Source organism: Aeromonas molluscorum (assembly GCF_051376105.1).
Lineage (GTDB): Bacteria > Pseudomonadota > Gammaproteobacteria > Enterobacterales > Aeromonadaceae > Aeromonas > Aeromonas molluscorum.
This window is the reverse complement of record NZ_JBPQCY010000001.1, coordinates 1,111,674-1,125,915: the sequence shown is the minus strand read 5'-3', so window position 1 is coordinate 1,125,915 and position 14,242 is coordinate 1,111,674. Positions and strand designations below refer to the sequence as shown.

Sequence of the window (14,242 nt, the reverse complement as noted above, 5' to 3'; positions counted from 1 at the left end):
TGCATCACATTCGAATGAGGGGGTGTCAGCCCTTCGTGACAAGGGCCGCCCGGAGGTGGCCCTTGTTCTTATCCATGGCTGTTTTACCCGGCTGCCGGGCCTGCCAGTTCAAGGGGTGGGCTGAGCCGCCGATGCCGGTTGAATGGCGTCGCTCACCGCCGGCTCCGAGCTGGTTGGTGCTGGCTCGGTTGCAACTGATCCCGAGGCGGGTTGCTGCGCCTCTGTGCCTGGCCCATCTGGGGGCGGGAGGGCGGATTCGGTGGCCGGTGCCACCGACACGGCGCCTTCAGGCTGGATTGAGACAGCTGCGGAGACGATAGCCTCGGGGGCGGGCTCTGTGGCAGCCGCAGTCGACGCCTCCAACCCGGGCTGCAGTGATTCTGGCATCAGGCCTGGCAAGGTGCCGGGCTCGATTGCCGCAGGGGCATTGGCGTCATCGAGCATGGCGGCATGGGGTGGAGCCGGGGTGGGCGCCCTCATGCTCTCCTGGGTAAGATCGATCAGAGCCGGATGCAGGCGGGTGAACTGCTTGAGCCGTGCGTCCATGACCCGTCGCAGTTGATGAACCGTCTCGGCAGGCAAGGTATCGAGGGCCACCAGGTCCGCATATACCGTGACGGTGGGCAGTGAGATAGCCTGACCCGGGTAGAGGTTGGCCGCGATGCGACCATGCTCGTAATAGGTTGAGCCTTTAATCAGTTGATCGATCTTGGCATCCTCAATGGCAATCAAGCGTGCCTTGCAGCGCCCGGTCAGATCCGAGATAACCTGACTCGGTTGACCCGCGACCACGAAGGCGGCATCCAGGGTGCCATCACACAAACCTTGCAGTCGGTCGGGCCCCTGTGTGACCTGGCTGCTGAAATCCTTGTCCTGCCAACCCATGGCTTCAATAATGGCCATGATGGTGATCCTGTCCCCCCCGTTGGCACTGCCAAGATCGACCTTCTTACCCACCAGATCCCCCAGGCTGCTGATGCCGCTCTTCTCGCCGACCAGCAGGGCGACCGATTCTCGATGAAGCCGGTAGAGGGTGCGTAGTGAAGCATCGGGCTGCTGATCCGCGAAGGGACCCGTGCCGTGCACCGCGTGATAGAGCACATCGGATTGCACCAGGGCGAGTTGGCTTTTGTTACTTGCCAGATCGCGCAGATTGGCGAGTGATCCCTTGGTGCTCTGCACACTGCAATGCAAGTTATGTTGCGCGCTCTCTTCATTGAGCAGGCGACAGAGGGCACCACCGACAGGGTAATAGACGCCGGTGAGGGCTCCGGTGCTGATGGTGAGGTAGCGGTCAGCGGGCTGGGCGTTTGCCCCCCAGCACAGCAAGACAAGCAGGGGGGCGAGCAGGGTGGATATTCGTGGGCGCATAGATAACCAATCAGGAAAAAGGGGATGGGCCGCCTGGGCCCATCAAATTTATTTGGGCAGCTTGAGTATGGCTTGTTCCATGCGCGCCAGCGCTTTGACAAGCAGCGCCTTGGTGCAGCCAAAGTTGAGGCGCACGAAGTCGCCATCGCCGAACTGGGCGCCGGGGGAGAGGCCGACGCCTGCCTGCTCGAAGAAGGCGATGGGGTTATCCAGGCCCAGGGCACCCACATCTATCCAGGCAAGGTAGGTGGCCTGGTTGCGTGCCATGCTGACGCCGGGCCAGCGGGCGACGGCCTGCTCGATCAACACCAGGTTGTCACGCAGATAGTCCAGCTGCGCCTGGAGCCAGGCCTCGCCTCCCTCATAAGCCGCCTCGGCCGCCACGAAACCAAGCAGGTTGACGTCGGCACTGATGCCGCGCATTGCCTGTTGCAGCTTGAGGCGCAGCCGGGCATTGGGCACCACGGCAAAGGAGCAGCAGAGGCCAGCAATATTGAAAGTCTTGCTCGGTGCCATCATGACGGCGCTGCGCTGGGCGGCCTCAGCACTGATGGCGCCATAGGGAATGTGCCTGGCATCCTTGTCCAGCAGCAGGTCACAGTGGATCTCGTCCGAGCAGACCACCAGATTATGGCGTTCGGCGATGGCGTCTATGGTTGCCAGCTCTTCGCGGGTGAAGATGGTGCCACCCGGGTTTTGCGGGTTGCACAGCAGCAGCAGGTCTGCCGAGGGTGCCTGGCGCTCCAGCTCTTCGATGTCGAGCAGCCAGCGGCCATCCTGTTCCACCATGGGCACCGTCAACAGGGGCCTGTCATTGAACCCCGGCGCCTGCAAGAAGGGGTAGTAGACCGGCTTGGGAGTGATGATGCCGCGCCCGTGCTGGCTCCAGGCCTTGCAGGCCAGATTGAGACCTGGCACCACGCCGGGCAGGAACACCAGCCATTCGGCCTCTATCTGCCAGCCATAGCGCTCACTCAAGCGCACCATGATGAGTTCAATCAGACGAGGGGAGGGGCGCGAGTAACCAAAAATACCGTGGGCGACCCGCTCGGTCAGCGCCGAGAGCACGCAAGGGGGAGAGACGAAGTCGGTATCCGCGACCCACATGGGCAGCACGTCCTGGCCCTTGTATTTGTCCCACTTCAGGCTCATGGTGCCGCTACGGTCAATTTCCCTGTCAAAATCAAACATCTTCCATCCTTTTTCTGGCCAAATAGTCGTGGCGCCTGGGCATTGCCGGTCTGCCCGCCCCAGGCACCTGAGGTGCGGGAGCGGGCGGCCATGATGGCGAGTGCCGCCTGGCGACATGGCCTCTCAATGTACGGTGTCCGTGGGGGAGTCGCAAGCCTTGAGCTGGCTCTTGATAGTGTCATAAAATAGCCGCCGTCATGCTGTGCATCCGCACCTCCTTCCTCCAATTTGGTGATAGCCCTATGAAATCCCTGACTGCGGTCATCAAGCGCCCGGATCCTGTCTCTTTGTCGTTTCTGGCCGTCACCTTCATGACGGGGGTGGCGGTCGCCCTGCAGGTCCCCACGTTGAGCCTGTTTCTGGCCGAGGAGGTGCAGGTGCGGCCCTTCCTGGTGGGACTCTTCTACACGGTCAATGCCCTGGTTGGCATCCTCATTAGTCAATGGCTTGGTCACCGATCTGACAGCAAGGGAGATCGCAAAACCCTGATCCTGCGCTGCTGCGCCGCCGGTATGGCACTCTCGCTGCTGTTTGCCTGGAACCGCAACTATTGGCTGCTGGTCAGCCTTGGCGTGCTGCTGGCCAGCCTGGCGGCCACCGCCAGCCCGCAGCTGTTCGCCCTGGCACGGGAGCATGCGGATCGCCAGCAAAAGCGCGCCGACATGTTCAGCTCCGTGATGCGGGCCCAGTTCTCCCTGGCCTGGGTGATAGGGCCGCCCATGGCGTTCGCACTGGCCATCGGTTATGGCTTCGAAGTGATGTACCTCGCCTCCGCCCTGGCCTATCTGATTTGCGGCCTGGTGGTATGGCGCTGGCTGCCCTCATTGCCACTGCCGATGAGAGATGAGGCGGCTCCCAAGGTCAGCAGCTGGCGGGATCCCTCGGTGCGGGCGCTGTTCATCGCCTCCACCCTGATGTGGACCTGCAACAGCATGTATCTCATCAATATGCCGCTCTACATTACCCGCGAGTTGGGATTGGACGAGAAGCTGGCCGGGATCTTGATGGGCACGGCGGCGGCGCTGGAGATCCCCTTCATGCTGCTGGCTGGCTACTACACGCGCCGATTTGGCAAGAGGCCCATGATGCTGGTGGCGGTGTTGGCCGGGGTTGGTTTCTACATCGGTCTGGTGACACTCTCGAGCCAGCAGGCGCTGATCGCGCTGCAACTGTTCAATGCCATCTTCATCGGCATCATCGCCGGCATCGGCATGTCCTACTTTCAGGACTTGATGCCGGGCCGGGCCGGCGTGGCAACCACCTTGTTCGCCAACAGCATTCGTACCGGTTCCATCTTGGCGGGGGCCATCGCCGGCATAGTGGCCGAGCTGTGGAGTTTTCACGGTGTCTTCATGGTGGCGCTAACACTTGCCATGCTGGCCTTGGCCGCCTGCTGGCGGGTGCCCAATGTTTGAGGGAGCCCGGCCTGTGGCCTGGGGCATCAATCGAAAAAAACCGAGACCCGCCCTGTGCGGGTTTTTTATTGGCTGGCAGGGCGAGGGGGGTAATCCTGGGGGGGACTGGGGGCGCAAATTCAGGAGACTGGCGGTAACCTCAGTAGCCCGGGGTCTTATCGGTATGCTGGTACTCATCGCGTAGACAGCGTAGCAGCAATTCGGTGGCCGGGCCTAGGGAGTCCGGACTCATGGTCAGCAGGTAGGTATAGAGGTGGCGTTCGCTTCCCCCTTCCAGGGTCAGCGCGACCAGCGACCCATCGGCCAGGGCAGCGTTGGCCAGGTGGCGTGGCAGCCAACCGTAGCCGAGTCCTTGTTGCAGCAGTGCGATCGCCTCCTGATAGTGAGTGACCTTCCAGCCGGTATCATCGGCGTCATTCCAGTCCACCGAGCGATGAATGGGAGGATGCAGGCCTATCTGGTTATGGTTGGCCAGTTTATCCAGGGGCAGGGGGGCAGGCTCGCAGGCCAGGGGATGAGTGGGGGCGCACAGCGGCAACAGACTGACCTCGTCCAGTGGCAGGCCGGTGCGGTCGCTTGGCAGGTGCTCCGAGATCATCAGATCCCCCAGCTGCAAGGCATTGAAGTGGCAATGTACTCGCTCATGCAGATTGATGCGGCAACCCCGACTGCGCGGGTAGAAGCGGGCCAGGGCGCGATAGAGCCGTTCTCTGGGTTGCAAGGTGCTGATATAGAGGTTTATCTGGGGTTCCCACTGGCGTTCCAGGTTGTCGGCCAGGTTTTCGAGGTCTTCTACCTGCAGGCTGAGTTGGCGGGCACGCTTGAGGAAGATCTCTCCCGCCGGCGTCAGCACCGCTTTGCGGCCACGCACCTCCAGCAGCGCCACCCCCAGACTCTGCTGCAGCTTGGCCACCGCATGGTTGAGGGAGGACTGGCTCTTGTTCAGCACCTCGGCCGCCTGGGCATAACCGCCACAGTCGACCACGGCCTGAAAGATACGCCACTGCTCGAAGGTACTCTTGGGACGAAACATGACTCACCTGCTGGTTATTCTGCACCAAGCCCGTATCAACGGACTCTAATAACACTAACTGCTGTTGGCGGAGCGGGCCTGCTTTTGTGGTTATTTAGGTTGGGCAACGAAGGTCTGGCCCGTCTTGCCCAGGCTGTCAGCGCCCATCAGATAGAGATAAAGCGGCATGAGGTCGGCCGGCGTCTTGAGCGCCATGGCATCTTCGGCCGGGAAGGCACTGGCCCGCATCTTGGTGCGGGTACCACCCGGGTTGATGCTGTTGACGCGCACCCCGGTGTTCTCCAGCTCATCGGCCAGCACTTCCATCATGCCTTCGACCGCAAATTTGGAGATGGCGTAGCTGCCCCAGTAGGCGCGGCCCTTGCGGCCCACGCTTGACGAGGTGTAGAGCAGAGACGCCTCGCCGTGTTGCTTGGCGGTCTGGCGCACCAGCGGCAGCAGCGCCTGGGTCAGCAGGAACTCGGACTTGACGTTGACCTGCATCACCTCGTCCCACTCCTTTTCCTGGATGTGTTCGAAGGGCGACAGGGTACCAAGCAGACCCGCATTGAACAGAACGCCATCAAGGCGACCAAACTGCTCGGCGAACGTCTCGGCCATGCCACGGTAATGGCTGGCGGTAGCCCCCTTCAGATCGACCGGGACTATGGCAGGCAAGGGGTGGCCCGCGGCTTCAATCTGGTCATAGACGGCTTCGAGCTTGGCGACGGTGCGGCCGAGCAGTATGACGGTGGCGCCATGGGCTGCGAAGGTCAGTGCCGCTTCCCGGCCAATGCCATCGCCAGCACCCGTCACCAGAATGACTTTGTTGTTGAGCAAGGTGGCGGGGGCCTGATAATCGAGCATGACGACTCCTTTGATGCTGTGCGGTTGACCAGGCCGATTGACCACTCCTGCTGAGCAATCGGCTGGTGTTATCCGGGCAAGTGTACTGAGGGGGTTGGCGGTTTGACCAGTGCGGCAGGGTAAAAATGTGAAGAAAACGAGGCGCTTGCCAGTAAATAACCGCAAGAAAAGCGGGCAATGGCCCTATTGATGCACGGTTTTCCACACCTTCCCCTGAGGTAAACCTGGTGTCAAGGACGTGGCCAGCCCCCCGTGTTGCTCCGCCTGGAGGCTGGTGACAGCCTTTGCGCCCTTTGGGCAAACTCCCTAGAATGGAAAAAATTTTCACTCTCAACGGAGTTTTCTGTGGCATTTCTGAGCGAATACGGCCTGTTTCTGGCCAAGACACTCACCTTCTTGCTGGCCATCGGTGCCCTGATCCTGATGTTGGTCAGCGCGCGCCACCCCAAGTCCCGCAAGGGCGAGCTGGTGATAAGGGATCTCTCCGCCGAGCTGGAGCAGACCCAAAACCGCTTGCGAACCTCTCTGGCTGGCAAGCAGGAGCGCAAACAGCTCGAAAAGCAGCAAAAAGAGCGCAGCAAGCAGCGTGGCAAGCAGGGGGATGAGCGGCGTCGTCTGTTCGTGATGGACTTTCATGGCAGCATGGATGCCAGGGAGGTTGCCTCCCTGCGGGAAGAGGTGAGCGCCGTGATCGGCGTCGCCCAGCCTGGTGACGAGGTGTTGCTGCGTCTTGAGTCCGGCGGCGGCGTGGTGCACGGTTATGGCCTGGCAGCCTCTCAGTTGCAGCGACTGCGCGACAAGCAGATCACCCTGACGGTGGCCATCGACAAGGTGGCGGCTAGCGGTGGCTACATGATGGCCTGCGTGGCTGACAGGATACTGGCGGCTCCCTTTGCCATCGTCGGCTCCATCGGCGTGGTGGCTCAGATGCCCAATTTCAATAAGCTGCTGAAAAAGCACGACATTGAATTCGAGATGCACACCGCAGGCGAGTACAAGCGCACCATCACCATGTTCGGCGAGAATGACGAATCTGGCAGGGAGAAGTTTCGCGAGGAGCTGGGGGCCATCCATGAGCAGTTCAAAGATTTCGTGGCAGCCCATCGCCCGGCCCTTGACATAGACAAGGTCACCACCGGGGAGCACTGGCTTGCCGGCCATGCCAAGGATCTGGGGTTGGTGGATGAGCTCTGTACCAGCGATGACTATCTGCTGCGCCGTGCGCAAGAGCGGCATCTGGTTGGACTCTGCTTCCAAAAGCCCAAGTCTTTGACCCAGAAACTGGGCCAGCAGGGGGCTCTGGGGCTGGTTCAGGGGCTGGAGCGGCTCTGGCAGCAGAGTCCCTGGCGCTAATGCGCGAAGCAGGCTGGCGCGAGCATGCACCCATACAAAAAGGCCGGACACTTGTCCGGCCTTTTTCGTTGACGGCTTGGCTCAAGCCCCTGGCGGTTTAGCGCTGGAAGGGGTAGACGGAGCCGAGTTTGAGGATCTGGGTCAGCTCATCAAGGGCGGTGCGGGACTCTTGCACCAGGGCGGGATCGCGCAGGTCATCCAGGGCCAGGCTGTCGCGGTAGTGCTTCTCGACCCAGGCATCGAGGCGGGCAAACTGGCCGTCATTGATGAGGCAGGCCGGGTTGACCGCCGCCAGCTCGGCGTCGTTCATGGCAACCCGCAGTCGCAGGCAGGCGGGGCCGCCACCGTTACGCATGCTCTGCTTCACATCCATGAAGTGCACCTGCTTGATGGGGGTGCCCTGGGTTAGCAGTTTGCTCAGGTAGGCGGAGACGGCCGGATTGTCGCGGCACTCTGTGGGGGCGATGATCGCCATCTCGCCGGAGGGCAGGGTCAGGACCTGGGTGTTGAACAGATAGGACTTCACCGCATCTTGTACCGACACCTCGGCAGTGGGTACTTCGATAAAGTGCAGCTCGCCCTCGCCAAATTTGGTGCGTACCTCGGCCAGCGCCGCTTCGGTATGGAGGAAAGCCTGCTGGTGGAAGAAGAGCACATTCTGGTTGCCTACCGCGATCACGTCGTTATGAAACACCCCCTGATCGATCACCTCCGGATTCTGCTGGATGAAGACGGCGGTCTCCTCACCGAGGCCATGGAGGCGGGCGACGGCTTGACTCGCTTCCAGCGTCTGGCGCGCCGGATAGCGTTTGGGCGCAGGTTGGGATACGTCAAAGGCGCTGCGGCCATAGACGAACAACTCGACGCCCGCCTCGCCATAGGCGCGGCACAGGCGGGTGTGGTTGGCTGCGCCCTCGTCGCCGAAGTGATCATTGTCCGGCAGGTGGCTGTGGTGACAGAAGTGACGATCCCCCGGGAAGACGGCGCGCAGGATGCGCCCTGTCACGTCGGGCTCGAGGGAGCGATGGAATTTGTTGGTCAGGTTGGCCGGGGTGAAGTGGATGCGGCCATCCTGGGTGTCGGCGCTCGGCGAGACGGTGGCGGCGTTGGCGGTCCACATGCTGGAGGCGGAGAAACAGGCGGCCAGCACGGCGGGGGCCTGACGGGCGGCCTGCTCCAGCACCCGGGCATCGGATCCGGTGAAGCCAAGGCGGCGCAGGGTGGCGAGATCCGGCCGCTCCTGGGGCGCCAGTACCCCTTGAGTCATGCCAAGCTCAGTCAGCGCCTTCATCTTGCGCAGGCCCTGTTTGGCCGCTTCCTTCGGATTGGACGCCTCCTTGGCGTTGCTCTGGGAGGCGACGTTGCCATAGGAGAGGCCGGCGTAGTTGTGGGTCGGGCCAACCAGGCCGTCGAAGTTAACCTCGAAGTGCTTCATCAGAGTACATCCTTTCGATTTTTATATGGGTTGCGGTTCCTTCCGCGCACAAAGCTGCGGGATGTGGCCATTATAAAGAGATTTTGTCTGTTGTAACAAGCTGATAACGAAAGTGCTTTGTTATGTTACGAGGGCGGTTTGTTATGTTGTTTCGGATATAAAAAACGGCGATGTGCGGCATAAAAATGAAAAAGCGGTTGCGTCCGGCGGCTCGGCTTCGCATTAATAAATAAAGAAGCGATGCGGTTAGCCATGGTAAGCAAAGTTGTCGCCAAGATTGCTTTTTGGCGTCAAATCTCTTATACAGCCCCACAAAACCGCACACCAACCCCGACGGGTGCAACGAGGATAAAAGTTACAGCATGGGCAAATCACTGGTCATCGTAGAGTCTCCGGCCAAGGCCAAGACCATTAATAAATACTTGGGTAAAGACTACGTGGTGAAATCCAGCGTCGGTCATATCCGCGACCTGCCGACCAGCGGCAGTGCCAGCAGCGAACCCAAGAAACCCGTTATTCGCGGCATCAAGCTCAGCGAATCCGAGAAGGCGGCCAAGGATCGCAACGCCTTGTTTGCCCGCATGGGGATCAATCCGACCAATGGCTGGCAGGCTAACTACCAGATTTTGCCCGGCAAAGAGAAAGTCGTCAGTGAACTGCAGAGTCTCGCCGCCAAGGCCGACACCATCTATCTCGCAACCGACTTGGATAGAGAGGGGGAGGCGATTGCATGGCACCTGCGCGAGATCATCGGCGGTGACGAGAGTCGCTACAAGCGAGTGGTGTTCAACGAGATCACCAAGAGCGCCATCCAGGAGGCATTTTCCCAGCCGTCCGAGCTGAACATGCACAGGGTCAATGCCCAGCAGGCCCGACGCTTCCTGGATCGGGTGGTTGGTTACATGGTCTCCCCGCTCTTGTGGAAAAAGCTGGCTCGTGGCCTCTCCGCAGGCCGGGTACAGTCCGTGGCCGTGCGTCTCATCGTCGACAAGGAGCGCGAGATCAAGGCGTTCGTGCCAGTGGAATTCTGGGACTTGCATGCCGATTTGATGACTGCCGGGGATGAATCCCTGCGCATGGAAGTGCTCAGCCGCAATGGCGCCGACTTCAAGCCGGTGACCAAGGCCGAGACCGATGCCGCTCTGGCCGCCCTGAACGGGGTCGAATACAAGGTCATCAGCCGCGAAGACAAGCCGACCGGCTCCAAGCCGTCAGCCCCCTTCATCACCTCTACCTTGCAGCAGGCTGCCTCGACTCGCCTGGGCTTTGGGGTGAAGAAGACCATGATGATGGCTCAGCGTCTCTATGAAGCGGGTTACATCACCTACATGCGTACCGACTCAACCAACCTCAGCAAAGAGGCGGTCGAGGCGGTGCGCGAGTACATCACGACCCAGTACGGCGCCCCTTATCTGCCAAGCGAGCCGAATCACTATGGCTCCAAAGCCGGGGCCCAGGAGGCGCACGAGGCGATCCGTCCCTCCAACGTCACTCTGACTACCAGCGAGCTGGAAGGAATGGAGTCGGACGCCGTGCGGCTCTATGACCTCATCTGGCGCCAGTTTGTCGCCTGTCAGATGACCCCGGCCCAGTACGATGCCTCGACCCTGACCGTCAAGGCCGGTGAGTTCGAGCTGAAAGCCCGTGGCCGTATTCTGCGCTTTGCCGGTTGGACCAAGGCCATGCCGCCGATGGGCCGCAAGGGTGAAGATACCCAGTTGCCGGCCGTGACTGTCGGTGAGGCCTTGAAGCTTATCAAGCTGGATCCCCGTCAGCACTTCACCAAGCCGCCCGCCCGCTTCACCGAAGCGGCCCTGGTGCGCGAGCTGGAAAAACGCGGTATTGGCCGCCCGTCTACCTATGCCTCCATCATCTCCACCATAGTGGACAGGGGCTATGTGCGGGTCGAGAGCCGCCGCTTCTTCGCCGAGAAGATGGGTGAGATAGTCACCGATCGCCTGGTGGAGAACTTCGTCGAGCTGATGAACTACGAGTTCACCGCCAAGATGGAGAACAAGCTCGATGAGGTCGCTCAGGGGGAGCAGGAGTGGAAGGACGTACTCGATGCCTTCTTCGCCGAGTTCACCGAGGAGTTGGCCAAGGCGGACAAGCCCCATGAAGAGGGGGGCATGCGCGCCAACCAGATGGTGCTGACCGACATCGACTGCCCGGATTGTGGCCGCAAGATGGGGATTCGTACCGCCACGACGGGGGTCTTCCTCGGTTGCTCCGGTTATGCCCTGCCGCCCAAAGAGCGCTGCAAGAAGACCATCAACCTGGTCTCGGCGGACGAGTTCGTCTCCGCGGCCGATGGGGAAGAGGCCGAAACCGAGGCACTGCGCGCCAAGCACCGCTGCGGCGTTTGCGGCACCGCCATGGATGCCTACATCATCGACGAGACCCGCAAACTGCACGTCTGTGGCCGCAACCCGGACTGTGAGGGTTATGAAATTGAGAAGGGCCAGTTCAAGCTCAAGGGCTACGAAGGGCCCAGCATAGATTGCGACCGTTGTGGCAGCGAAATGCAGCTCAAGAACGGCCGCTTCGGCAAGTACATGGGTTGCACCAACGAGAGCTGCAAGAACACGCGCAAGATCTTGAAAAACGGCGACATTGCACCGCCAAAAGAAGATCCTGTGCCGCTGCCAGAGCTCAAATGCACTCAGTCCGATGCGTACTTTGTGCTGCGAGATGGTGCGGCGGGCCTCTTCCTCGCGGCCAGCAACTTCCCGAAATCCCGGGAGACGCGGGCACCGCTGGTGGAGGAGCTCAAACGCTTCAAGGAGCGGCTCTCGCCCAAGCACCAGTACCTGGCCGATGCCCCGGCGTCAGATCCTGACGGTAACGCATCCATCGTCCGCTTCAGTCGCAAGACCAAGGAGCAGTACGTGATGACCGAGGTGAACGGCAAGGCGACAGGCTGGACGGCCCACTACGACAATGGCAAATGGCAGGAGAGTCTGGCCAAGGCCAAGAAGGCCTGATCCCTCAATGCCGATAGGCCCCGCATAACGCGGGGCCTTTTTCGTTTATGGGGATATACTGCAAAAGCTGCAAGGTAGCGGCAGGCAAGACAAGGAGTCGAAGATGGATATCAACGAGATCCGGCCAGGCATGAGCTGCCTGACGCGAGAGGGGATTGGCTATGTGCTGGAGGTCGACCGGCAGAGCCAGCTGGTGTTGTTGCAGCGAGAGGCGGAAACCATACCCGTCCAGGTTCGCAGCGACGAGATCCTCTCATCTCGCGAGGGATGAGCCCTGTAAAATGGCTTGTCATGAGCGCCACCTCATCGCAATGGGCCCTAGAAGGGGATCAAAAACAGCAGCTCGGCGAGATCGGGCTGCCATTGCCACTCCTTCATCCTGACCCGCCCACCCATCACTGGCACTCCCTCCTGCTGCAAGCGCCCCGTCTGCTCGTCAAAACCCACCGACCCCTTGGGCAGGGATATCTTGCCCCCGGCGCCCAGCACGCGATGCCAGGGTAGGGTTTTCTGAGTCTCTCTGAGTACCTTGCCAACCAGACGAGCCCGGCCCGGCAAACCGGCGAGATCCGCCACCTGACCATAGCTTGCCACCCGACCGGCCGGTATCAGCGCCAGTATGGCCTCTATCCTGGCCTGCTTGGTGAGCCCGGTTTCCGTTTCTTGCATGGCGGTGCATTCCCCATAACGACAAAGGCGCCATTGTGGCGTCTTTGTCGTTGGCTGGGCAAGTGTGACAAAGGCTCCGTCTTGGTGGCGTCTTTGTCGTTGGCTGGGCAAGTGTGACAAAGGCTCCGTCTTGGTGGCGTCTTTGTCGTTGGCTGGGCAAGTGTGACAAAGGCTCCGTCTTGGTGGCGCCTTTGTCGTCATGGGAGCATGTTCAGCCGAAGGTCTGGCTCAGTCCTTTGAGCTGGCTGGACTGGTTGAGCAGTGCCTGACTTACCTCATCGACCTCGCGCATTTTGTGGCTGTTGTGCTGTGAGTGTTCGGAGATCGCATTGATGTTGCGGCTGATCTCTTCGACCACGGCTTGCTGCTGCTCGGCGGCTGCCGCTATCTGGGCCCCGCAGGCACTGACCTGCTCTATCTCTTCCAGCACCTGATGCAGGCTGCTCGAGCCCTGGCGGGTCAACTCGGCGCAGGTCCGGGTCTGCTGCAAGTTGGTCTGCATCATCTCCTGCCAGTGCTTCAGGGTTTGCTGGATCTGATTGATGCTGCCCTGGATCTGCTCGGTTGCCTTGTGGGTGCGGGTGGAGAGGGTGCGTACTTCGTCGGCCACCACGGCGAAGCCGCGACCCTGCTCACCGGCGCGGGCGGCCTCGATGGCGGCGTTGAGAGCCAGCAGGTTGGTCTGATCGGCGATGCCCTGGATCTCGCTCATCAGGGTACCGATCCGCGCCGACTCCTCGGCCAGACTCACGGCCGCCTGATAAGCTTGCTCGGCCTGGCCGGTCAGGGTGGTTATCTGGCGTTCGGTCTGGGTGAGCTGATCATCGGTCTGCAGGCATCGGCTGCGGGCCTCGTCCACCTGACCGTGGGAATCCTGGATGTTGCGAGCTATCTCCTGGGCCGTACTGGCCATCTGGGTCATGGCGGCCGCCATCTGCTGGGTCTGGGCATCCTGCTCGATGATGGCACTGCAGGCCTGACCCGAGGCGAGCTTGAGGGAGTGCGCGAGTTGCTGCAGCGGCTGGGTGGCATCATTGACCCGGCCCAGGACGGTATTGAGCCGCGCCTCGCCCATCTTGAGGTGGAAATCGGCAATGGCCGCCGCCTCCCCGCCCGAATAGACCTGGCGGGTCAGGCTGTCATAGTCGCGGCGCAGCCCGCGCAGATAGCGACGGGTGCCGATCAACTCATCGCGATAGAGGAGACCGAGCAGCAGCAAGGGCAACAGCATCAACAGCATCGCCGTAACCCCGGCCATTTGCCAGGCCAGCCACATCAGGGCCGCGAGACCAGCCAGCGCCAGCCAGGGCCGCAGGCTGGTAAAGGAGACTCTTATTGTCTTTGCGCCCTGTTCCGCTTGGCACAGGGTGCGGTAGATGACGCTGGCCCGCTGGATCAGGGCAGGGGTGGGTTTGCAGCGAACCGACTGGTAGCCGCTGATCTTGCCCTCCTGATAGAGGGGGGTGACGTAGGCATCGACCCAGTAGTAGCGGCCATCCTGGCAACGGTTCTTGACCATGCCGCGCCAGGGCTTGCCCGCCTTGAGCTGCTGCCAGAGATCGGCGAAGGCGGCCTTGGGCATCTCGGGGTGGCGTACCAGATTGTGGTGCTGACCAATCAGCTGCTCCTGGGTATAACCGGCGACCTCGCAGAAGTGCGGATTGGCATAGGTGATCACCCCGCGCAAGTCCGTGATGGAGACGAGCTGGACCGAGGCAGGGAAGCTCACTTCCTGGTCGATCAGGGGAGCCGGTTGACTGGACATGGGAGAGTTCCTTTCGTATGGGGCGAACGGTATTACTGATATCGGCGTCAATTGAGATAGGTTAATGGCTATTTAGGCGTAGTGCAGAAAAAGTGGATAAAATGTATCCATATGGCACGTTAAAAACCGTGCGAAGTGTATGCCTTTTGATGCAGAGAAGTAAACAAGAGGTTGGTGACG

Annotated in this window: 11 protein-coding genes; 4 read left to right on the top strand and 7 right to left on the bottom strand. The window is 61.0% G+C overall.

The features are described 5' to 3' along the window. Positions 1-108: 108 nt before the first annotated feature. Positions 109-1,371, bottom strand: coding sequence for a TAXI family TRAP transporter solute-binding subunit (locus tag ACSMDR_RS05285; protein ID WP_436467479.1), 1,263 nt, complete (start codon positions 1,369-1,371; stop codon positions 109-111). Between the two features lie 48 nt (positions 1,372-1,419). After that, positions 1,420-2,562 carry a MalY/PatB family protein gene (locus ACSMDR_RS05280; RefSeq protein ID WP_436467477.1) on the bottom strand — a complete coding sequence of 381 codons (1,143 nt, stop codon included), beginning with the start codon at positions 2,560-2,562 and terminating at the stop codon, positions 1,420-1,422. 242 nt (positions 2,563-2,804) lie between these two features. On the opposite strand from ACSMDR_RS05280, the gene ACSMDR_RS05275 reads away from it, so the two are divergent. Then, complete coding sequence (locus ACSMDR_RS05275; protein WP_005899127.1) at positions 2,805-3,977, top strand: MFS transporter; 1,173 nt, start codon at positions 2,805-2,807, stop codon at positions 3,975-3,977. Positions 3,978-4,116: 139 nt separating this feature from the next. On the opposite strand, the gene ACSMDR_RS05270 is transcribed toward ACSMDR_RS05275, so the two are convergent. Then, positions 4,117-5,010, bottom strand: coding sequence for a LysR family transcriptional regulator (locus tag ACSMDR_RS05270; protein ID WP_005899124.1), 894 nt, complete (start codon positions 5,008-5,010; stop codon positions 4,117-4,119). Between the two features lie 90 nt (positions 5,011-5,100). Further along, complete coding sequence (locus ACSMDR_RS05265; RefSeq protein WP_436467474.1) at positions 5,101-5,856, bottom strand: YciK family oxidoreductase; 756 nt, start codon at positions 5,854-5,856, stop codon at positions 5,101-5,103. A 345-nt stretch (positions 5,857-6,201) separates the two neighbouring features. On the opposite strand from ACSMDR_RS05265, the gene sohB reads away from it, so the two are divergent. Next, entirely contained in the window at positions 6,202-7,209 is a 1,008-nt protein-coding gene (gene sohB / locus ACSMDR_RS05260) for a protease SohB (protein WP_436467472.1), read from the top strand. A gap of 97 nt (positions 7,210-7,306) precedes the next feature. On the opposite strand, the gene astB is transcribed toward sohB, so the two are convergent. Then, positions 7,307-8,644 carry an N-succinylarginine dihydrolase gene (astB, locus tag ACSMDR_RS05255; RefSeq protein WP_436467470.1) on the bottom strand — a complete coding sequence of 446 codons (1,338 nt, stop codon included), beginning with the start codon at positions 8,642-8,644 and terminating at the stop codon, positions 7,307-7,309. A 362-nt stretch (positions 8,645-9,006) separates the two neighbouring features. Between astB and topA the strand changes: the two genes are divergently transcribed. Both topA and ACSMDR_RS05245 read left to right on the top strand, forming a co-directional pair. Next, complete coding sequence (topA, locus tag ACSMDR_RS05250; protein ID WP_436467468.1) at positions 9,007-11,628, top strand: type I DNA topoisomerase; 2,622 nt, start codon at positions 9,007-9,009, stop codon at positions 11,626-11,628. A 103-nt stretch (positions 11,629-11,731) separates the two neighbouring features. Continuing rightward, on the top strand, positions 11,732-11,899 hold the full coding sequence (locus tag ACSMDR_RS05245) for a hypothetical protein (RefSeq protein WP_005899115.1): 168 nt from the start codon (positions 11,732-11,734) through the stop codon (positions 11,897-11,899). Positions 11,900-11,946: 47 nt separating this feature from the next. On the opposite strand, the gene ACSMDR_RS05240 is transcribed toward ACSMDR_RS05245, so the two are convergent. Both ACSMDR_RS05240 and ACSMDR_RS05235 read right to left on the bottom strand, forming a co-directional pair. Next, positions 11,947-12,297: an MGMT family protein gene (locus ACSMDR_RS05240; RefSeq protein ID WP_436467466.1), complete on the bottom strand. Its 351-nt coding sequence runs from the start codon at positions 12,295-12,297 to the stop codon at positions 11,947-11,949. A gap of 211 nt (positions 12,298-12,508) precedes the next feature. Beyond that, positions 12,509-14,062, bottom strand: coding sequence for a methyl-accepting chemotaxis protein (locus ACSMDR_RS05235; RefSeq protein WP_436467463.1), 1,554 nt, complete (start codon positions 14,060-14,062; stop codon positions 12,509-12,511). Positions 14,063-14,242: the final 180 nt, after the last annotated feature.